The organism is Streptomyces sp. NPDC008137 (assembly GCF_042957035.1).
Lineage (GTDB): Bacteria > Actinomycetota > Actinomycetes > Streptomycetales > Streptomycetaceae > Streptomyces.
Genome location: NZ_JBIBHN010000025.1, coordinates 53,581 through 72,886, shown reverse-complemented (window position 1 = coordinate 72,886; position 19,306 = coordinate 53,581). Strand labels below are relative to the sequence as shown.

Annotated in this window: 18 protein-coding genes and 1 pseudogene; 9 read left to right on the top strand and 10 right to left on the bottom strand. The window is 71.6% G+C overall.

All coding sequences use genetic code 11. The features are described 5' to 3' along the window. Positions 1–115: 115 nt before the first annotated feature. Entirely contained in the window at positions 116–508 is a 393-nt protein-coding gene (locus ACFZBT_RS30455; protein WP_184597089.1) for an ankyrin repeat domain-containing protein, read from the bottom strand. 298 nt (positions 509–806) lie between these two features. On the opposite strand from ACFZBT_RS30455, the gene ACFZBT_RS30450 reads away from it, so the two are divergent. Both ACFZBT_RS30450 and ACFZBT_RS30445 read left to right on the top strand, forming a co-directional pair. After that, on the top strand, positions 807–1,001 hold the full coding sequence (locus ACFZBT_RS30450; protein ID WP_030843336.1) for a hypothetical protein: 195 nt from the start codon (positions 807–809) through the stop codon (positions 999–1,001). A 52-nt stretch (positions 1,002–1,053) separates the two neighbouring features. Continuing rightward, on the top strand, positions 1,054–2,742 hold the full coding sequence (locus ACFZBT_RS30445; RefSeq protein WP_391110175.1) for a hypothetical protein: 1,689 nt from the start codon (positions 1,054–1,056) through the stop codon (positions 2,740–2,742). A 36-nt stretch (positions 2,743–2,778) separates the two neighbouring features. Here the strand turns inward: ACFZBT_RS30445 and ACFZBT_RS30440 are convergent, their stop codons facing one another. Next, positions 2,779–4,278 (bottom strand): aminotransferase class I/II-fold pyridoxal phosphate-dependent enzyme, encoded by a 1,500-nt coding sequence (locus tag ACFZBT_RS30440; RefSeq protein WP_391110171.1) that lies wholly within the window; start codon positions 4,276–4,278, stop codon positions 2,779–2,781. A gap of 100 nt (positions 4,279–4,378) precedes the next feature. Here ACFZBT_RS30440 and ACFZBT_RS30435 point away from each other — a divergent pair, with 100 nt between their 5' ends. The 4 genes from ACFZBT_RS30435 to ACFZBT_RS30420 all read left to right on the top strand — a co-directional run bounded on the left by ACFZBT_RS30435 (position 4,379) and on the right by ACFZBT_RS30420 (position 7,847). Continuing rightward, positions 4,379–5,032 carry a YitT family protein gene (locus ACFZBT_RS30435; protein ID WP_391110169.1) on the top strand — a complete coding sequence of 218 codons (654 nt, stop codon included), beginning with the start codon at positions 4,379–4,381 and terminating at the stop codon, positions 5,030–5,032. After that, positions 5,029–5,796, top strand: coding sequence for a glycerophosphodiester phosphodiesterase family protein (locus tag ACFZBT_RS30430; protein ID WP_391110167.1), 768 nt, complete (start codon positions 5,029–5,031; stop codon positions 5,794–5,796). The genes ACFZBT_RS30435 and ACFZBT_RS30430 overlap by 4 nt, the downstream gene beginning before the upstream one ends. A gap of 48 nt (positions 5,797–5,844) precedes the next feature. Further along, a complete protein-coding gene (locus ACFZBT_RS30425) occupies positions 5,845–7,191 on the top strand; it encodes an MFS transporter (protein ID WP_391110164.1) in 1,347 nt (448 codons plus the stop codon). Positions 7,192–7,469: 278 nt separating this feature from the next. Beyond that, complete coding sequence (locus ACFZBT_RS30420; RefSeq protein WP_184597099.1) at positions 7,470–7,847, top strand: RNA polymerase-binding protein RbpA; 378 nt, start codon at positions 7,470–7,472, stop codon at positions 7,845–7,847. 135 nt (positions 7,848–7,982) lie between these two features. Here the strand turns inward: ACFZBT_RS30420 and fxsA are convergent, their stop codons facing one another. The 4 genes from fxsA to ACFZBT_RS30400 form a co-directional block, all read right to left on the bottom strand. Next, complete coding sequence (fxsA, locus tag ACFZBT_RS30415; RefSeq protein ID WP_391110160.1) at positions 7,983–8,558, bottom strand: FxsA family membrane protein; 576 nt, start codon at positions 8,556–8,558, stop codon at positions 7,983–7,985. 76 nt (positions 8,559–8,634) lie between these two features. Beyond that, on the bottom strand, positions 8,635–9,438 hold the full coding sequence (locus tag ACFZBT_RS30410) for a glycosyltransferase (protein ID WP_391110157.1): 804 nt from the start codon (positions 9,436–9,438) through the stop codon (positions 8,635–8,637). Between the two features lie 532 nt (positions 9,439–9,970). Continuing rightward, positions 9,971–11,572, bottom strand: a complete 1,602-nt coding sequence (locus ACFZBT_RS30405) for an amidohydrolase family protein (RefSeq protein WP_391110154.1) — start codon at positions 11,570–11,572, stop codon at positions 9,971–9,973. A 66-nt stretch (positions 11,573–11,638) separates the two neighbouring features. Then, positions 11,639–12,079 carry an Lrp/AsnC family transcriptional regulator gene (locus tag ACFZBT_RS30400; protein ID WP_125508282.1) on the bottom strand — a complete coding sequence of 147 codons (441 nt, stop codon included), beginning with the start codon at positions 12,077–12,079 and terminating at the stop codon, positions 11,639–11,641. A gap of 268 nt (positions 12,080–12,347) precedes the next feature. Here ACFZBT_RS30400 and ACFZBT_RS30395 point away from each other — a divergent pair, with 268 nt between their 5' ends. After that, positions 12,348–12,782 (top strand): hypothetical protein, encoded by a 435-nt coding sequence (locus ACFZBT_RS30395; protein WP_391110150.1) that lies wholly within the window; start codon positions 12,348–12,350, stop codon positions 12,780–12,782. A gap of 388 nt (positions 12,783–13,170) precedes the next feature. Here the strand turns inward: ACFZBT_RS30395 and ACFZBT_RS30390 are convergent, their stop codons facing one another. After that, positions 13,171–14,343: an acyl-CoA dehydrogenase family protein gene (locus ACFZBT_RS30390; protein ID WP_391110147.1), complete on the bottom strand. Its 1,173-nt coding sequence runs from the start codon at positions 14,341–14,343 to the stop codon at positions 13,171–13,173. Positions 14,344–14,673: 330 nt separating this feature from the next. On the opposite strand from ACFZBT_RS30390, the pseudogene ACFZBT_RS30385 reads away from it, so the two are divergent. Continuing rightward, positions 14,674–15,941: pseudogene (locus tag ACFZBT_RS30385) on the top strand (glycoside hydrolase family 18 protein). 51 nt (positions 15,942–15,992) lie between these two features. On the opposite strand, the gene ACFZBT_RS30380 reads toward ACFZBT_RS30385, so the two are convergent. The 3 genes from ACFZBT_RS30380 to ACFZBT_RS30370 all read right to left on the bottom strand — a co-directional run bounded on the left by ACFZBT_RS30380 (position 15,993) and on the right by ACFZBT_RS30370 (position 18,373). Then, positions 15,993–16,652, bottom strand: a complete 660-nt coding sequence (locus tag ACFZBT_RS30380; RefSeq protein ID WP_391110142.1) for a TetR family transcriptional regulator — start codon at positions 16,650–16,652, stop codon at positions 15,993–15,995. Positions 16,653–16,749: 97 nt separating this feature from the next. Further along, positions 16,750–16,902 carry an SCO1431 family membrane protein gene (locus ACFZBT_RS30375; protein WP_391110140.1) on the bottom strand — a complete coding sequence of 51 codons (153 nt, stop codon included), beginning with the start codon at positions 16,900–16,902 and terminating at the stop codon, positions 16,750–16,752. 91 nt (positions 16,903–16,993) lie between these two features. Then, entirely contained in the window at positions 16,994–18,373 is a 1,380-nt protein-coding gene (locus tag ACFZBT_RS30370; RefSeq protein WP_391110137.1) for a C39 family peptidase, read from the bottom strand. A 210-nt stretch (positions 18,374–18,583) separates the two neighbouring features. On the opposite strand from ACFZBT_RS30370, the gene ACFZBT_RS30365 reads away from it, so the two are divergent. Then, positions 18,584–19,240 (top strand): uridine kinase, encoded by a 657-nt coding sequence (locus tag ACFZBT_RS30365; protein WP_391110287.1) that lies wholly within the window; start codon positions 18,584–18,586, stop codon positions 19,238–19,240. Positions 19,241–19,306: the final 66 nt, after the last annotated feature.

The following is a 19,306-nucleotide window of genomic DNA, read 5'->3' as shown; positions in this document are numbered from 1 at the left end:
CCGTGAACCACGTCGTCATGATGACTCGGCTCTTCCGTCTGCCGCGACCGAAATTTCGGCGGCCCTGTACCGCCTCCCCCCGTTTTCGGTGTCGTTCCAGGTCAGACTGGTCGGCTCAGCGCTCGCCGAACAGTTCGAGCAATTCCGTCCGGCCGAACATCCGGGCCGTGTCGACGGCCGAGGGCGTGCCGGCGGACGGGTCGGCGCCGCCCTCCAGGAGGGCCTTGATGACGTCCGTCTCGCCCTTGAAGGCCGCTCCCGCGAGCGGGGTCTGGCCTCGGTCGTTCACCCGGTCGGCCTCGGCGCCGCGGGCCAGCAGCGCCCGCACCGCGTCGGAGTGGCCGTGATAGGCGGCGAGCATCACGAGCGAGTCGCCGCGGTCATTGGTGAGGTTGGCCGGAACACCCGCGTCGACATACGCCACGAGCGCCTCGGTCCGTCCCCGCCGGGCCAGATCGAAGATCTTGGTCGCCAGCTCCACGACCTCGGGGTCGGGGACTTCGGTCATCGGCCGGACCGCCTCTCCACTGCTCATCACACCGGGTGCGCACGCCTGCGAGTGGTGCAGCCGTACGAGTGAATCGCCAGGGTACTGGCTCGCGCGGCACATGACCCGATGTGCCCGAGGTAAAGATCACCACGGACCCGGGCGGGCACAACACCCCAGCTCGACCGGTTCCGGGACCACGCCGCAGCCTGGGAGAAACCACCCGATTTCCACCCAGTTGCACCTTTTATCGTATGGATACATCCTGTGAGCCTGGAAGTACTCATGGTGACTGTCCCCGCGAACCAGGAGAACCCAAATGATCCTCTCCATCTCAGGCGTGGTCCTGCTCGGCATCGTCGTCTTCATCTTCTTCCGCAAGGACGGCCTCAAGGCGTCGCACGCCGTGGTCGCGATGCTCTTCGGCTTCTACCTGGCCAGCACGGCCATCGCCCCGAGCATCAAGGCAGGCGGCGAGAGCCTGGCGAGCCTCCTGGGCGGAATCAAGTTCTGACGGCCCCGCACCCCGTACGCATCCCGCCCGTACGCACTCTCTGGAGGCAGCAGTGGCCCGGCGCCCCCTCCCCCGCATCCTGAGCAACGGCAGCGCGCAGCTCGTCCGGAGCCGGGAGCTGGCCCGAACGGCCGCCGACAGCGCCACCGACGTCCTCCATCCCTTGATCACGATCACGCGCGGTCTGCGCCGGCTGGCAGCGGCCGGACGGCGCAGATGGAGCGAGACCCCCAAGGAGAAACGGGGCGCGCTGCTGTTCCTGGTGGCCTCCGTCATCCTGGTCGTGGCGCTGATGCCGTACGGTCCGCTGCTCGCCGCCATCACCCTGATGGCGGCGGCCGCATGGCAGGGCCGGGAACGGGCCGCGTCGGCCTCCGACGGGCCCGACGAGTCGCAGGCCCAGCGCCTGCAGTCCCTGTACGAGGCGCTCGTGCCGTACTTCTCGACCGCCGAGGACCCCGAGCCGCTGTACTCCCACGGCGGCACCTGGGAGAAGGCCTTCCCCACCTACGCCTTCGACGGCACCGGCCGGATCTCGCACCTGGTGATCCACTACCCGGCGCACTTCGCGGACGGCGAGGCCGAGGCCCGCGCCCGGATCGAGGGCCTGCTCGCGGCCAAGTCGGGCCGGGGACGCGAGTACCACTTCTCGTGGGAAGAGGAGGGCAACCAGTTGACGGTCAGCGTGCTCATGCCGCTCGCCGTCGACATCGCCGCCCAGCGCTTCGTCACCGCCCCGGGCGAGACGGTCCTCGGCTTCACCGACCCCACCCGGGTCCAGCGCACCCTCCCCCTCACCCAGGGCGAACAGCAGCGGGACGTCCCCCCGGTCCTGTGGCGCACGGGCCTGCGCTCCACCGAGCCCCATCTGCTCGCCCTCGGCCAACCGGGCACCGGCACCTCGACCCTGCTGCGGTCCATCGCCCTGCAGGCCCTCCAGCACGGGGACGTGGTGATCGTCGACGGCGGCGGCACGGGCGAGTACGCCTGTCTGACCGGCCGGGACGGCGTGCTGGCCGTCGAATGCGGCCTCCCCGGGGTGCTGGCGAGCCTGGAATGGGCCGCGACCGAGACAGAACGCCGGCTGATCGCCGCCAACCGCGCCCACCAGGAGGGCCACCCGCCGCCGGACGACACCAAGCGCCCCCTGTGGATCCTCCTGGACCGCCCGACGGCGTTCACCCACCTGGCCGCCGCCCAGGACCGCAAGGACCCGCAGTCCCTCCTCCAGGTGCCGCTCCGGCACGGGCGCCCGGCGAACGTGACGGTGGTCGTGGCCGAGCAGCTGGACACCATGGAGGCCCTGGGCGAACCGGTACGGCAGCACACCCGCGCGCGCGTGGTCCTCGGCCCGGCGACGGCCGAGCAGCTCGAGTCCGTCCTGGGCGCGCCCCCGCACACCACCCCCGTCGAGGAGGTCCCGCCCGGCCGCGGCTACGCCCGACTCGGTCTGGGCCCGGTCCACCGCCTCCAGGTCCCGGCCACGCCGAACCCCTACGACGACGCCACGTCCGACGCCCACCGCCAGGCGGTCCTGGCCCTTCTCCCGCCCCGCACGACACCGGCGGACGGGGAGACGGTCCCCGAGCCGGAGGGGACGGAGGCGGAGCCGCCCAAGACGGGCCCGAAGCCGGAACCCGCGCCGGACCCGGTACCGGTCCTGACGAAGCCGAAGGACTCGATCCCGAATCCGGTACCGGTTCTGACGAAGCCGGCGAAGACGAAGGCGAAGGCGACCTAGCCACGCCAGACATCCTGACCACGCCGGCGCGGAGCGCTACGCCACGAACGTCCGCGGCGCCTCTCCGGCCCCCGCGCCGCCCTCCTCCACGATCCGCGCCGCCGCGGCCAGCCGTACGGCCGCCTCCTCGGCCACCGCGCCCCCGACGGTGAACGGCAGCCGCACATACCCCTCGAACGCACCGTCCACGCCGAACCGGGGCCCGGACGGCACCCGCACGCCGACCCGCTCCCCCGCCTCGGCGAGCCGCGACCCGGAGAGGCCCCCGGTCCGCACCCACAGCGTCAAGCCGCCCCGGGGCACCTCGAACTCCCACCCGGGCAGCTCCCGCCGCACCGCCGCCACGAGTTCGTCCCGGTTCTCCCGGGCCTGCTCCCGCCGCACCTCCACGGCCTGTTCCCAGCCCCCCGTCCCGAACAGCCAGTTGACGGCCAGCTGCTCCAGCACGGGCGTGCCGAGGTCGGCGTAGGCCCGGGCGGCGACCAGACTGCGGATCACGTCCGGCGCCGCCCGCACCCAGCCGATGCGCATCCCGGCCCAGAACGCCTTGCTCGCCGACCCCACCGTGATCACCGTGGACCCGGCCCGGTCGAAGGAACACACCGGCTTCGGCATGCTCACCTCCGGGTCGAGCCACAGCTCGCTCATCGTCTCGTCGGCGATCAGCACGGTCCCAGCGGAGCGCGCCGCGTCCACCAGTTGCCGCCGCTGGTCCTCGTCGGCGAGCGCACCGGTCGGGTTGTGAAAGTCGGCGACGACGTACGCGATCCGGGGAGCGGCGTCCCGCAGGACCTGCCGCCAGCGGTCCATGTCCCAGCCGGTGAGCCCCTCGGCCATCGCCACGGGCACCAGCCGGGCCCCGGCCTCCCGCATGAGCTGGAGGATGTTGGCGTACGAGGGCGACTCGACGGCGATGCGCTCGCCGCGCCCGGCGAACAGATGGCAGATCGCGTCGATCGCGCCCATCGCCCCGGTCGTCACCATGATCTGCTCGGGCATGGTCGGGATCCCCCGCGCGGTGTACCGCTCGGCGATCATCGACCGCAGTGCGGGCAGTCCGGCGGGGTAGTCGCCGTGCGTGTGCGCGTACGGCGGCAGTTCCTCCAGGGCGCCCTGCACGGCCCGGGTCAGCCACGGCTCGGGGGCCGGCAGCGCCGCACAGCCCAGGTCGATCATCGAGCCGAGGTTCTCGGGCGGCAGCGGTTCCAGTCCGCGCGCGGGCAGCGGGTTCCCGGCGGGTACGGCGGTCCAGCTGCCCGCGCCGCGCCGGGACTCCAGGAAGCCCTCGCCGCGCAGCGCCTCGTAGGCGGCGGCGACCGTCGTGCGGCTGACCGTCAGGGAGAGGGCGAGTTCCCGCTCGGCGGGCAGCCGGGCGGCCACCGGGACCCGTCCTTCGAGCACCAGCAGGCGGATGCCGTCGGCGAGCGCGCGATAGGCGGGCGGCCGGCGCGTGCCGGGCCCTGCCGGGCGCTCCTGCTGGGAGTTGAGCAGCCGGGCGAGCTGCGCCGCACCCACGGCCGAAGTCCACTGAGCCATCGGAATCAGTCCACCTTCCCCGAATTGGCCATGGATGACTTCTCCATCCAAGCCACAGGGTGTCATGCATCAGTCCACTCGCACCACTGGAGGACCCATCATGGCCACGCGGCGCCATCTCACCCGGCGGCTGACCCAGCTCTACGCCGGTCTCGCGCTGTACGGCGCGAGTTCGGCGCTGCTCGTCCGGTCGGGGCTCGGGCTGGAGCCGTGGAACGTGCTGCACCAGGGCCTCGCCGAGCGGACGGGACTGTCGATCGGCGTGGTGCTGACGATCGTGGGCGCGGCTGTGCTGCTCACCTGGATCCCGCTGCGCCAGCGCCCGGGCCTGGGCACGGTCTCCAACGTGCTGGTCATCGGCATGGCGATGGACGCGACCCTGGCCCTGGTGCCCGACGCGCACGGCCCGCTGCCGCGCGTGACGCTGATGGTGACGGGGATCGTCCTGAACGGCGCGGCGACCGGCCTGTACATCGCGGCGCGCTTCGGCCCGGGTCCGCGTGACGGCCTCATGACGGGCCTGCACCAGCGCACGGGGGTCTCGATCCGCCTGGTACGCACGGCCATCGAGTTCACGGTCGTGGCGACGGGCTTCGCCCTGGGCGGCACCGTCGGCGTCGGCACCCTGCTGTACGCGGTCTCGATCGGCCCGCTCGCCCAGCTGTTCCTCCGCGTGTTCGCCGTCCCCGCGGCATCCGGCGGCAGCACGGTCGTTGCCGGCGGTCAACCCCGAGGAGCGATACTGCGTCCGTGACCCCGCGGATACGCCATCCCTATCTCGACCATCCCGGCCCGATCGCCTTCGCCCACCGGGGCGGGGCGGCGGACGGCCTGGAGAACACCGTGCGGCAGTTCCGGTGCGCCGTCGAGGCGGGCTACCGGTACCTCGAGACCGACGTCCACAGCACCCGGGACGGCAAGCTCGTCGCCTTCCATGACGCGACCCTGGACCGGGTGACGGACGGCGCGGGCCGGATCGCCGATCTGCCGTGGGCCGAGGTACGGCACGCGCGCGTGGCGGGCCGGGAACCGCTGCCCCTCTTCGAGGAGCTCCTTAAGACCTTCCCCGAGGTGCGCTGGAACGTCGACGTCAAGGCGGAGGCCGCACTGCTGCCCTTCCTGGACCTGGTCGGGCGCACGGACTCCTGGGACCGGATCTGCCTCGGCTCGTTCTCCGAGGCACGCGTGGTGCGCGCTCAGCGGCTGGCCGGCCCTCGCCTGGCCACGTCGTACGGCACCCGGGGCGTGCTCGGTCTGCGGCTGCGTTCCTGGGGACTGCCCGCCGCGGTGCGCCGCTCGGCGGTCGCCGCACAGGTCCCCGAGATCCAGTCCGGCATCCAGGTCGTGGACCGCCGCTTCCTGCACGCAGCCCACGCGCGCGGGCTCCAGGTGCATGTGTGGACCGTCAACGACCCCGAGGGCATGCACCGGCTTCTGGACCTGGGGGTGGATGGCATCATGACCGATCACATCGACACGTTGCGCAAGGTCATGGAGGACCGCGGCGTCTGGGTCTGACAGCCCGCACCGCCGCCTCCGCGCGTTCACGGGGAAGCGAGGGCGCGGGTGGGCACCGACACCGTGCGGACACCGCAGGACGACGGGGCGGCTGATCGCAGACGCGAGCAGCGCGGCTGGTACTTCTACGACTGGGCGTGCTCCGTCTACTCGACGAGCGTGCTCACCGTCTTCCTGGGCCCCTATCTCACCTCGGTCGCCGAGTCGGCGGCCGATGCCGACGGGTACGTCCACCCCCTCGGGATCCCGGTGCGCGCCGGGTCCTTCTTCGCGTACTCGGTGTCCCTGTCGGTGATCGTGGCCGTGCTGGTGATGCCCCTGGTGGGCGCCGCCGCCGACCGCACCGGCCGCAAGAAGCCGCTCCTCGCGATCGCCGCCTACACGGGCGCCACGGCCACGGCGGCCATGTTCTTCCTGGACGGCGACCGCTATCTGCTCGGCGGGGCCCTCCTGGTCGTCGCGAACGCGGCGCAGTCCGTGGCGATGATGCTCTACAACTCGTACCTGCCGCAGATCGCCCCGCCCGAGCAACGGGACGCGGTCTCCTCCCGGGGCTGGGCCTTCGGCTACGCGGCGGGATCGCTGGTCCTCGTCGTCAATCTCGTCCTCTACACGGGGCACGAGAGCTTCGGCATCTCCGAGAGCACGGCGGTCCGCGTCTGCCTGGCGTCGGCCGGTCTGTGGTGGGGCGCGTTCGCCCTCATTCCGCTCCGGCGGCTGCGCGACCGCGGGTCCGCCGCGCGCGAGGCCGCCCTCCCCGGCTTCCGGCAGCTCGCGGCGACCGTCCGCGACATGCGCCGCCACCCGCTGACCCTGGCCTTCCTGCTCGCTTACCTCGTCTACAACGACGGCATCCAGACGGTGATCTCCCAGGCCTCGCTCTACGGCTCCGAGGAACTGGGCCTCGGGCAGTCCACGCTGATCGGCGCCATCCTGCTGGTGCAGGTACTGGCGGTGGCGGGCGCGCTGACGATGGGCCGGCTGGCCCGGACCTACGGGGCGAAGCGCACGATCCTGGGCTCGCTCGTCGCGTGGACACTGACGCTGGCGGCCGGATTCTTCCTGCCGGCCGGGGCGCCGGTGTGGTTCTTCGTCCTGGCCGCCGGGATCGGCCTGGTCCTCGGCGGCAGCCAGGCGCTGTCCCGCTCCCTGTTCTCCCATCTCGTCCCGCCCGGGAAGGAGGCCGAATACTTCGCCGCGTACGAGATGAGCGACCGCGGCATGAGCTGGCTCGGGCCGCTGCTGTTCGGGCTCACCTACCAGCTGACCGGGAGCTACCGGGACGCGATCATCTCACTGGTGGGCTTCTTCGTCATCGGATTCGTCCTGCTCGCCCGGGTACCCGTGGGGCGTGCGATCCGCGAAGCGGGGAATCCGGTTCCTGACAAGATTTAGCACTCAGCGCGAAAGGGCTGTAGTGTACGCGTTTGGCCTGCCAGGCGTACCGTTACTGCGCGTCAAAGATGCCGAAACGCTGGGTTACATCTGCTAGCAGATGTGACAAACCGGGCGCTGGTGGGTACTGCAAGGGTTGACAAGGCTGCGGCTACGACGGCGACGCATGACCCGGAACGGGACTCGGAACGGGAATCTTTACCGCCGACCGGACGTTGACCGGATGACGACGACAGCGACACCTGTCCTGTGGGCGACAAGCCCGGGAGGCACGATTCATGAGTGAGCGAGCTCTTCGCGGCACGCGCCTCGTGGTGACCAGCTACGAGACGGACCGCGGCATCGACTTGGCTCCGCGCCAGGCCGTGGAGTACGCATGCGAGAAGGGGCACCGGTTCGAGATGCCCTTCTCGGTCGAGGCGGAGATCCCGCCGGAGTGGGAGTGCAAGGTCTGCGGGGCCCAGGCACTCCTCGTGGACGGCGATGTCCCGGAAGAGAAGAAGGGCAAGCCCGCGCGTACGCATTGGGACATGCTGATGGAGCGGCGCACCCGTGAGGAGCTCGAAGAGGTCCTCGAGGAGCGCCTGGCGGTGCTGCGCTCCGGTGCGATGAACATCGCGATTCATCCCCGGGACAGCAGCCGCAAGTCGGCCTGACCCCTTCGGCCCCGGCCGAACAGCGCATCAGAACCGCGGGCGCCGTACTTCGTGTACGGCGCCCGCGGTTTTCCCATGCTCGTGTGCCCGTGTGTGCCTGGCCACCGGGGCTGTGTGCCCGGGCCGCCCGGACGCTCAGTGCGTCAACGGCGGTCGCGGCTCCCTGGGCGCGTCGCCCGGCTCGTCCCTGATGACCTCGCCCTGGACGACCTTGCCGTCGGGGCGGTGCATCCGGGCCTGCTGGAACGCGCCGCCCAGGGTGCCGGGGTCGGCCTCGCGGAGCTTGCGCTCGAAGGTGCGCTCGGCGGAGCGGCTCACGGCCTTCTGGACCGGCGGCAGCAGCAGGAGCAGACCCACCGCGTCCGATACCAGACCGGGGATGATCAGCAGCAGCCCGCCCAGCATCATCAGGCCGTTGCCCTCGCTGTTCGGCCGGGCCGCCGCCGGCATCGCACCGTTCTGCTGCTGTTGCAGCGCCTCGGAGAGCTTCCGGAAGGCCCGTCGGCCGGCCCGCTTGATCACGACCGAGCCGAGGACGAGACCAGCGAGCAGGACGAGGAAGACCACCAGCCCGCTGGACGCCCCCGCGACCACCGTGAGCAGCCAGATCTCCAGCACGAGCCATGCCGCGAGCCCCAACGGCAGGAACGTGCGCAGCCGGGAGCGCCGCGGCCGGGCAGGGGTGCTGGGGGTCTGAGCGCCAGTCGTCATGCCTCCAGTGTGCCTGGACCCGGCTCAGTCCGGGATAAGGGCAGATCAGCCGCTCCTGAGTGACCTCAGGGGTCCGCTAGGACCGGGCCGGCTTGCCGCCGCGCCCCGTGACCTTGCCGACCCGCTCCCCCACGCCCCACGCCGTGACCCGCCACAGCGCCTCGACGAGGATGTCGCGGCTCATCTTGGAGTCGCCGAGTTCGCGCTCGACGAAGGTGATCGGCACCTCGACGACGTGGTAGCCGGCCTTGACCGAGCGCCGCGCGAGGTCGACCTGGAAGCAGTAGCCCTGCGAGGCGACCTCCTCGAGGCCGAGGCCCTCCAGGGTCTCGCGGCGGAACGCCCGGTAGCCGCCGGTGATGTCGCGCAGCGGCAGGTCGAGCGCGAGGCGGGAGTAGAGGCTGCCGCCCCGGGAGATCACCTCACGGGACTTCGGCCAGTTCACCACCCGGCCGCCGGGCACCCAGCGCGAGCCGAGCACCAGGTCGGCCCTCTTGAGGGCGGTGAGCAGACGGGGCAGTTCCTCGGGCTGGTGGGAGCCGTCGGCGTCCATCTCGATCAGCACGCCGTAGTCGCGCTCCAGGCCCCAGCGGAAGCCCGCCAGGTAGGCGGCGCCCAGGCCCTCCTTGCCCTTGCGGTGCAGCACATGGACGTGGTCGTCGTCCACCGTCAGCTCGTCGGCCAACTTGCCCGTGCCGTCCGGGCTGTTGTCGTCGGCCACGAGTACGTGCGCCTCGGGGACGGCCTCGCGCACCCGGCCGACGATGCTCTTGATGTTCTCCGCCTCGTTGTAGGTCGGGATGATCACCAAGGCGGTGCCGAGCGGGCCGAACTTCCTCCCCTGGGCTCCTGCCGCGAGGGTTCCGTCGCCGTCGTTCACTGATGCCCCTTCATGTCCGTACGCAGGGATCCACCATAGTGGGCCCGGCCTGCGATGACGCGACAGGACGTTCGAACAGGGGTGTCGAATCCGCGAGGCGCGGGTAAGAATGCGCTTTCGCGCACGAGCGTACGGCGGATGGGGGCCCGGCGCCCTTCGGGCCGACCTGGGACCCGCTGGCTGCGGATCGACCGAAAGCCGTTGTCTACTGAGCGGCCGGGCCCCTCCCGGGTCACACCTCCCCGACCGGCCGGAACGTTGCCTCGGCGCCGTGCCGGCCTGAGCCTGGCTCCCAGTGGCGGTGCCCGGTGCGGCACACCGTCCCTGACCCGGCGGCGCTGCGGCGAGTGCGCGGACGTTCCCGGTCGGGCGTCCGGTGGTGGACTCCGCCGAACCTACCGGCCACCTGCGGCCGCCTGTCAACAGCCGTTTGACCTGCGCATTGTCCGGCAAAGGCCTGGTCAGTGCGGAGGATACGCAGGTCGCGCGCCGGGGGCGCGGCACACGATCGCATGCGCGCCACCCCCGTAGATCACTCGCCCGGCCCTACGAAGACCGTGCGTCCGCCCACCACGGTGCGCAGACAGACGGGCAGGTCGCGGCCCGGGGTCAGGTCGGGCAGCCCCGGGGTGCCGGAGCGGGGATCCGTCGACCAGCGGGCGACCCGGTCGTCCGGGGCCTGCACCACGAGCTCGCCGGTGTGCCACACCGCGTAGTCGGCGGGTGCGCCCGGGACCAGGACGCCCGCGTCGTCCCGCCCAACGGCCCGCCAGCCGCCGCGCGTGTGCGCCGTGAACGCGGCGCGCACGGAGACCCGGTGCTCCGGCGTGCGGTGGAAGGCGGCGGCCCGGACCGTGCCCCAAGGGTCGAGTGGGGTGACCGGGCTGTCGGAGCCGAAGGCGAGCGGGACACCGGAGCGCAGCAGGGCGGCGAACGGGTTCAGCGCACGCGCCCGCTCGGCGCCCAGCCGCTGCGCGTACATGCCGTCCTCACCGCCCCACAGGGCGTCGAAGGCGGGCTGCACTGAGGCGGTGAGGCCGAGTTCGGCGAAGGCCTCGATCGCGTCCGGGGTGAGCATTTCGGCGTGCTCCACACGGTGGCGGGCGGCGCGGACGCGGGCGAGGCCCAGCTTCTCGGCGGCGGTGCGCACGCCCTCGACCACGGCGTCCACCGCCGCGTCGCCGATGGCGTGGAAACCGGCCTGGAGACCCGCCTCGGTGCAGGCGACGACATGGGCGGCCACGGCGGCGGCGTCCAAGTAGGCGTTGCCCGTGTGGCCGGCGTCGGCGTACGGCTGGTGCAGACAGGCCGTGTGCGAGCCGAGGGCGCCGTCGACGAACAGGTCGCCCGCGGCGCCGGCCGCGCCCAGCCCCCGCGCCTTGGCGACGTCCTGCTCGGCCCAGTAGCCGACGACGCGCGGTCCGGGCTCCCGGGTGGCGAGGCGCAGCAGGCCGGTGAAGTCGTCTTCGGAGGAGATCTCCGGGCCGGCGCACTCGTGGACCGTGCCGATGCCGAGGGAGACGGCGTGCGCGAGCGCGGCCCGCTGCGCCTCGACGCGCTGCTGAGGCGTCACGCCCGCGAACGCGGCGGCCCGTACGGCGTGGTGCGCGTCGGCGGTGAGCGGCCCGTCCGCTCGGGCGGCGCCGGGAACCAGGTCGAGCAGGGCCGTGCTGACGACCGCCGAGTGGACGTCGATCCGGCTGAGGTAGACGGGCCGGTGTCCGGTGGCCTCGTCGAGCTCCGCACGGGTCGGGGGACGGCCGCCGGGCCAGCGGGCGGCATCCCAGCCGTGTCCGAGCAGGACGCGGTCGTCCGGCCGGGAGTCGGCGAAGTCCCGTACGAGGGCCAGGGCGGCCTCGAGAGAGGGAGCCGCGGACAGATCGAGGCCGGTGAGCGCGAGACCGGTGGCGGTGGTGTGCACATGCGCATCCGTGAACGCAGGGGTGACCAGCGCGCCGTCGAGGTCGATCACCTCGTCGACCCCGTCCGCGAATGCGTCGGCGGCCCCCTCCGACCCCACCCAGGCGATCTGCCCGCGTTCCACGACCATCGCCGTGGCGAACGGATCGGCAGGGCTGTGCACCTCTCCGCGACGGAGCAGGACGGTCTTCGACGGGGCGCTGGACTCACTCATGGACAACAGTCTCGCGCCTGACCCCGATCACTTGGAGCAGGGGGCGCCTTCCACGCCCGCCGGTGCTCAGATCCGCGGCGGGCGCGCCTCGTACGGCGTGGACAGCACCACCGTCGTCCGTGTGGAGACCCCCGCCAACGACCGCACCCGGGCGAGCAGTTCCTCCAGCTCGTGCGGTGTGGAGACCCGCACCTTGAGGATGTAGTTCTCGTCCCCGGCGACACTGTGGCAGGCCTCGATCTCCGGCACGCCCGCGAGCCGCTCCGCGATGTCGTCGGGCGCGCTGGGGTCGAACGGTTTGACCGAGATGAACGCGGTCATGGGCAGCCCGACGGCCTCCGGGTCCACGACCGCGGCATAGCCGCGGATGACGCCGCGCTGCTCCAGCCGGCGCACCCGCTGGTGCACGGCCGACGTGGACAGGCCCGTGGCCTTGCCCAGGTCGGTGTAGCTCATCCGCCCGTCCTTGACGAGCAGCTGCACGATCTGTCGGTCCAGCTCCTCCATGGCGCAAGAACCTACAGTGCCGTTGATCTCCTCCGATACCTGAGCAGCGCAGGTCATGCCCGGTTCGTGATGTGGCCGGAAGCCGACGGTCAGCCGTCCGGGGGACAAACCCGCCGCAGTGGGCACCTGCGCGCGGCATGTGACGAACGCCACAGGGCTCGAACGGTCTCCGTGATGTTCTCGTGATTACCGCCGAGAGCGGACGGGAAGTGCTTGCTGTGGTCGAGGCCGCAGTGCCTGAACGGCCCAGTCCGAGGGGGAGAACCCAATGCAGAGTCTTAAGCGCCCTGGTCGCACCGCGCCCAAGCGGCCGCAGCTCGTCGTCGAGCCCGAGCCGGAGGGCGTCGAACCCGACACCTTCGACGACGAACTCGACTCCTACGACACCTTCGAGATGTTCCGGGTCGTCTGCCCGGACTGCGCTCAGCCGATCGCGCTGCTGGCGGACGAAGAGGTTCTGCCGGAGCACGCGCTGTGCGCCTCGCCGTGGAACCCGTTCGGACTCACGGTCTGCGCCGGCACCGGCCGCAAGGCCACGGACGCCCGCCCCGCGGACGAGTCCGTGGATCCTCAGGAGCAGGACACCGCCCTGCTGTTGACGCTCCCTCAGGGGCTCGACTGGCGGACCCAGCCCTTCTCGCACGTCGGCGGCCCGGGCTCGCGCCCGATCAGGATCCCCGTCATGCGCCGCCAGGCGGCCTGAGCGCGGGTCTTCCCGGCCCGCTCGCTCCACACCGTGACTGAACCGCACCACGGCTCACAGCGCGCCGTGGTGCGGTTCGGTGTGTCCTGACGCGCCCAGGGCGAAAGGGTCAGTCCTGAACGCACGCCCGATTCCACCATCCGGTGACCTGTCCGGCGTCCGCCGCGTTGCCCTGGTATGACCCCCATCTCCTCAGCGACCGGGCGTCAGCGCCTCCTCTTCGTCCCGGCACCCGCAGAATCGGTTCGGCCGACCGCGCCGCGCTACCAGGACCCGCCCATCTACCGCGACTTGATGCGGACCTGGGCCGAGGGCGGCCGCACCCTGCCGGGCCGGCACGACCCGGAGTGGATGCGGCTCGCGGCACCCTGGCGGGGACTCGACCAGTTCAGCGTTCCTCTGGACCCACGAGATGCCGGGCGATGACCATCCGCTGGATCTGGTTGGTGCCCTCGACGATCTGCAGCACCTTGGCCTCGCGCATGTAGCGCTCGACCGCGAAGTCGGCGGTGTAGCCGTAGCCGCCGAGGATCTGCACGGCGTCGGTGGTGACCCGCATCGCGGTGTCGGTGCAGTGCAGCTTGGCCATGGCCGCCTGCCGGGCGAACGGCCGGCCCGCGTCCCGCAGCCGCGCCGCCGCGAGGTAGAGCGCACGGCCCGCCTCGATCTGCGTCGCCATGTCGGCGAGCATGAAACGCAGCCCCTGGAAGTCGGCGATCGCCTTCCCGAACTGGCGCCTTTCGGCCGCGTACCCCAGCGCCTCGTCGAGCGCGGCCTGCGCCACGCCGATCGCGCACGCCGCGATGCCGAGCCGCCCCGAGTCGAGCGCGGACAGGGCGATCGCGAAGCCCTGCCCCTCCTCGCCGATACGCCGGTCGTCGGAGATCCGCACGCCGTCGAAGTGGACCTGGGCGGTGGGCGAGCCCTTCATGCCCATCTTCTTCTCGGGCGCCGCCGCGCTCACCCCCGGCGCGTCACCGGGCACCAGGAACGCGGTGATCCCGCGCGGACCCTCCTCGCCGGTGCGCGCCATGACCGTGTAGAAGTCGGCGATCCCGCCGTGGGTGATCCAGGCCTTGGTGCCGGTGATCATCCAGCCGTCGCCGTCCCGCACCGCCTTGGTGCGCAGGGCCGCCGCGTCCGATCCCGACTGCGGCTCGGAGAGGCAGTAGGCGCCGAGCAGTCCGCCGGCGAGCATCCCGGGCAGGTGCTCGACCTGCTGCTCCTTGCTGCCGTAAGCGGCGAGCGCGTAGGAGGACAGGGAGTGCACGCTGACGCCGAGGCCGACCGTGAGCCGGGCCGCGGCCAGCTCTTCGAGGGCCTGGAGATAGACCTCGTACGGCTGGTCGCCGCCGCCGTACTCGGACGCGTACGGCAGGCCGAGCAGGCCGGAGTGCGAGAGCAGGGTGAACAGCTCACGCGGGAAGCGGCCGGCGTCCTCCTCCTCGGCCGCCTTCGGGGTGATCTCCTGCCGCGCGATGTCACGGACGAGCGAGATCAGTTCCCGGGCCTCCTCCGTGGGCAGTTGTCGGTCCACCGGCTGCGGGGCGCGGTCGGGCATGGCGACGCTCTCCTCCCTGTCGGGCACTGGCGGTCGGGCCCATGGGTGGGGGCGGCGCCGCCGGGTCGATCTGGTGCCTGGCCGATGCTTGCAGTCCCGGGTCTCGGAAGCTGCTGACCAGCGGCTGTGCGCTGTGAGTATGCCCGATCGGAGTCATGCAGTCACCAGTTAACGACCGCTTACTTCAGGTAATACCCGAGTGGTCCACCGTATCGAAATTGGTCCGCACCATTGACCTGACTGGTCTAGTCCTCCTACCGTTTCGCTCCACCGATTCATCGCGTTCATGCCAATCGGCGCGCGTTCCCTCTCCCCACGAGGAGACACCGGATGCACACCCCCCACCGCTCCCGCTTCCGGGCCATCGTGTCCGCGGCCTGTTGCGCCGTCCTCGGCGCCGGCCTCCTGGCCGGCACGGCACCTCGACCGCCACCGCGGCGACCTCGGCTCAGGAGGCCGCCGCGGCGTCGAAGGCCGCACCCGGCTCCAGGGCCGCCGGATCCAAGGTCATCGGATACTTCACCGAATGGGGCACCTACGACCGCAAGTACTACGTCAAGAACATCGAGACGTCCGGCTCTGCGGCGAAGCTCACCCACATCAACTACGCCTTCGGCAACGTCACCGGCGGAAAGTGCGCGATGGGCGACGGCTACGCGGCCACCGACCGGGCCTACACCGCGGCCGAGTCCGTCGGCGGCAAGGCCGACACCTGGGACCAGCCGCTGCGCGGCACCTTCAACCAGCTGCGCGAGCTGAAGCAGAAGCACCCGGACCTCAAGGTCCTGTGGTCCTTCGGCGGCTGGACCTGGTCGGGCGGCTTCGGCGAGGCCGCCAGGAACCCGGCCGCCTTCGCCCAGTCCTGCTACGACCTGGTCGAGAACTCCAAGTGGGCCGATGTCTTCGACGGCATCGACATCGACTGGGAGTACCCGAACGCCTGTGGCGCCACCTGCGACACCAGCGGCAGGGCGGCCTTCCGGAACCTGATGCAGGCGCTGCGCGCCAAGTTCGGCTCCGGCAACCTCGTCACCGCGGCGATCACCGCCGACGCCACGCCCGGCGGCAAGATCGACGCGGCGGACTACGCGGGCGCCGCCCGGTACGTGGACTGGTACAACCCGATGACGTACGACTTCTTCGGCGCCTGGGACGCCGCCGGCCCGACAGCCCCGCACTCTCCGCTGACCTCGTACTCCGGCATTCCCAAGGCGGGCTTCCACACCTCGGCGACCATCGCGAAACTCAAGGGCCTCGGCATCCCCGCATCGAAGCTGCTGCTCGGCATCGGCTTCTACGGCCGCGGCTGGACGGGCGTCACCCAGTCGGCCCCCGGCGGAACGGCCACCGGGCCGGCCAAGGGCACGTGGGAGAACGGCATCGAGGACTACAAGGTGCTCAAGAGCACCTGCCCGGCGACGGGGACGGTGGCCGGCACGGCGTACGCCAAGTGCGGGAACAACTGGTGGAGTTACGACACCCCCGCGACCATCGGGACCAAGATGACGTACAAGAACCAGCAGGGTCTGGGCGGCACGTTCTTCTGGGAGCTGAGCGGTGACACGGCGAACGGTGAGCTGATCAAGGCCATCAAGTAACGCGGGGCGGGCCGGGGGCGGAGGGACCGTGACGGGCCCTCCGCCCCCGTCTCACGCGCCCTGGCGGGCGGCCGCCTGCGGCGCCGGATAGGCGGGGTCCAGGTCCTCGATCGCGCGCAGGGCACCGCCGAGCCCCTTCACCAGCAGCTCGCACATGGTCTCGCGGGGCAGTTCGGGGCGGTCGATCCATTCGAGGGTGGCGCCCTCGACGCTGCACACCCAGGCCAGTAGGCCCATCCGCGCCAGCGGGGTGATGTCGACGCGGCCGTACGCCCCCTCGGCGATGGTGGCGACGACGGCCTCGCGCACACCGTCCCGGATGGCGTGCACCTCGGTGTCGAAGCCGACCCCGCCGCTGACGATCGTGCGGTACGCGGCCTGGTGGCTCTCGGCGTAGCGCAGATAGCTGTCGATCGTGCGCTGGACACGGTCGACCGGGGGCAGTTCGAGTCCGCTCGCCGCCAGGGTGACCAGGTCGGTGACCGAGTCCTGGATGATCGCCAGGTAGTAGCCCCGCTTGGACTGGAAGTAGTAGTAGATGAGCCCCTTGGCGACGTGCGCCTGCCGGGCGATGTCGTCCATCGAGAGGGCGTCGTAGGACGTGTCGGCGAACAACCTCCGGCCGATGGCGATGAGTTCGGCACGGCGCGCCAGCGAGCGCTCGGTGCCGCGGGCTCTGGGGCGCGCGGCAGGCTGTTGACTGATATTCAATTTCGACCCTGGTTCCAGGCGAGCGAGGCGGGACATGCGCAGTATGGCAGGTCGGAGGGCCGGGTCGTGGGTCAGGTCACAGCGGTCCGGGCCGGGGTCAGAGCAGCCCGAGCCGGGTCACGAGCATGGCGACGACCACGACGAGCGTCCAGCCCATGACATGCTCGGCGATCCTCGGACCGTCGTCCTCGGGGCCGCCGGTGCGGACGCCTGTGGCGGCGGTGGCGGCGGTGGCTGAATGTGCGGTCATGGCTTCTCGCTGATCCGGTGGGGCGGGCGGACTTCCCCCGAAGTTCCGCCCACCTTGCCACCCGGAGCGGCTTTTGCGGCCGAGAGCTTGGTCACACGCGTACGCCCACGGCTGTCAGCGCCCTGCGCTGAGCCGCGGTCGGGCGCGCCGGGAAGTACAGGTAGCAGACGCCGCCGGTGCCGGAGACGACCTTGCCGGAGGCGTTGTACCGCTTGGTCCGCAGCCAGATGTTCTCCCACTCGCGCCGCCGGTAGACGCGCCGCACGGCCTCGTTGCTCGCCGAGGCCGGGTCGTTCGCGATGACGTCGCCGTCGGCCGTGAAGCCGATGACCGTCATCAGATGCCCGGCGGTGCCGTAGCCGGCTCCGGTCAGCTCCTCCTTCAGGAAGGACTGGGACGTTATGGCCGGGATGCCCGCCGCGATCAGCCTCTCCAGATCGGTGAGCGAGCCGAGCCGGGTGACCACGCCCTGGAGGCCCTTGAACGTGGCCGCGTAGGCGGAGTTGAACGGCCAGTTGCCGCAGCCTCCGTACTGGTAGTCGTAGGTGAACCGGGCGGCGTGGCACACCTGCGGATCGGTGAACGAGGGATCCACCCAGGCCAGCTGCTTCGAGGTGAGCCGCCCGCCCCAGTACTCGATGATCATCTGGGAGGAGGTCGGGCTGCACCAGGCCTCGCCGCCGTTGTCGTACTCGGGGTAGCGGCCCTTGTGGATCTCCTGCGAGTACCGCGGGACGGCCAGTTCCTTCGCGAGGCCGGGCGCGGACGCCGGGACGGTGAACCGGTCGGGGACGTCGGACCCCATCGCGCCGAGCCGCCACACGGTGGGCGTGGCCTTGGTGCCCGGCTTGCGGTACAGGGTCAGACGCAGGCGGCAGGAGGCCAGGCGCAGGCCGGTCGCCGGGTCTTCGACGGCCAGCGTGTCCGTCCAGACGGTGCTCTTGCCGTCGCTCTGGTCGTCGACCGAGGTGCGCTTGATGTCCTGGTCGCCGGACGCCCAGCGGCCCATCACATACCAGGGGCTGCTGGTGCCGTCGGTGTAGCCGGCCTTGAGTTCGGCCTGGATCCAGGTGCCGGCCGGGGTGCGGGCGTTCCAGGAGACGATCGCCTCCGTCGCGGGGACGGCGAGCCGGTGGACGGGCGACGTCCAGGTGCCGTACTCCCAGGAGGCGGTGGTGCCGGTGTGCGGGTCCCGGTAGTCGGCGGTTCCGGCGGGCTTCGCGATCACCAGTCCGGGGCGCGCGCCCGCGACGGCGCGGGTGCCCCGGGCGGTGCCGCCCTGCCAGTCGTCGTACGAGGCCCAGGCCCGGTTGTCCACAGTGCGGGCCGGGACCGCACGGGCGGGATCTGCGGTGTCGGTCGTCATGGAGATCTCGGTGTCGGCGGCCGCCGGACCCGCGCTCGCGGTGATGCCGGCGGCGATGGCGGCGGCCAGGACGGTTCTGCGGGACGGCTGTTCGGCTCTGCTCATGGCGGGGACCCCCGGATGTCGGAGTCGGGCAGGGGCGGGGCAGGTCCGTTGCACGGTCGGTCGCACATGCGTGTGCGCCACATATGAGCACAGCCCGCCGGGTCCTGCCAGCACTTCGACCCGCGCCACGCCCACCAATATTGGCGTCGACCAGTGGCGGGAGCCGTGGGCCGCGTGGTCACCCCCCGGGTCGTTAGAGTGCTGCGCGAGATGAATCCGCCCTCCCGCCCCGCACCAGGGCCCGCCGTCCGCGAGCTGGCCTCCCGGATCCGCCGCCTCTCCCCCTCCTGCGGCCCGGTCCGTCTCGTCGGCGTCGACGGGCACGCCGGATCGGGGAAGACCACGTTCGCCGAGCAGTTGGCCGGGGCGCTCGGCGGTGCGCCGGTACTGCGCCTCGACGACATCGCCAGTCACGACGAACTCTTCGGCTGGACCGGACGGCTGCTGGACCAGGTGATCGAGCCGCTGGCCGGTGGCCGGACCGCGCACTACGCCCCTTACGACTGGCGGGCCCGCCGCTTCGGGCCGCCGCTCCCCCTGCCGCCCGCACCGGTGATCCTCGTCGAGGGCGTCGGCGCGGGACGCCGGGCGCTTCGGCCTCATCTGGCCCTGCTGCTGTGGATGGAACTGCCGCGCGAGGAGGCCTGGGCCCGGGGCCGGTCGCGGGACGGGGAGGAACAGCGGGAGTTCTGGAACGGATGGGTCCCGGCGGAACGCCGGCATTTCGCCGACGATGCCTCTCGGCCCTTCGCCGATCTCCTGGTACGGCAGGGAGAGAAGGGGTACGAGGTGTTTCCGGGACCCGCTGGGACCGCTGGACCGGACCAGTTCCTCACGCACGGTGACGGACCGCCCGCAGTGTGCTGAACTCGTGAAGGCGCTTGCGGTGCAACTTGCCAGAGTGCTTCAACTCGGCTTGACCGGTGGGCCGTA

Coding starts and splice junctions, on each gene's coding strand:
- ACFZBT_RS30455 (WP_184597089.1), bottom strand. CDS start 508: ATGACCGAAGTCCCCGACCCCGAGGTCGTGGAGCTGGCGACCAAGATC.
- ACFZBT_RS30450 (WP_030843336.1), top strand. CDS start 807: ATGATCCTCTCCATCTCAGGCGTGGTCCTGCTCGGCATCGTCGTCTTC.
- ACFZBT_RS30440 (WP_391110171.1), bottom strand. CDS start 4,278: ATGGCTCAGTGGACTTCGGCCGTGGGTGCGGCGCAGCTCGCCCGGCTG.
- ACFZBT_RS30435 (WP_391110169.1), top strand. CDS start 4,379: ATGGCCACGCGGCGCCATCTCACCCGGCGGCTGACCCAGCTCTACGCC.
- ACFZBT_RS30420 (WP_184597099.1), top strand. CDS start 7,470: ATGAGTGAGCGAGCTCTTCGCGGCACGCGCCTCGTGGTGACCAGCTAC.
- fxsA (WP_391110160.1), bottom strand. CDS start 8,558: ATGACGACTGGCGCTCAGACCCCCAGCACCCCTGCCCGGCCGCGGCGC.
- ACFZBT_RS30405 (WP_391110154.1), bottom strand. CDS start 11,572: ATGAGTGAGTCCAGCGCCCCGTCGAAGACCGTCCTGCTCCGTCGCGGA.
- ACFZBT_RS30400 (WP_125508282.1), bottom strand. CDS start 12,079: ATGGAGGAGCTGGACCGACAGATCGTGCAGCTGCTCGTCAAGGACGGG.
- ACFZBT_RS30395 (WP_391110150.1), top strand. CDS start 12,348: ATGCAGAGTCTTAAGCGCCCTGGTCGCACCGCGCCCAAGCGGCCGCAG.
- ACFZBT_RS30390 (WP_391110147.1), bottom strand. CDS start 14,343: ATGCCCGACCGCGCCCCGCAGCCGGTGGACCGACAACTGCCCACGGAG.
- ACFZBT_RS30375 (WP_391110140.1), bottom strand. CDS start 16,902: ATGACCGCACATTCAGCCACCGCCGCCACCGCCGCCACAGGCGTCCGC.
- ACFZBT_RS30370 (WP_391110137.1), bottom strand. CDS start 18,373: ATGAGCAGAGCCGAACAGCCGTCCCGCAGAACCGTCCTGGCCGCCGCC.
- ACFZBT_RS30365 (WP_391110287.1), top strand. CDS start 18,584: ATGAATCCGCCCTCCCGCCCCGCACCAGGGCCCGCCGTCCGCGAGCTG.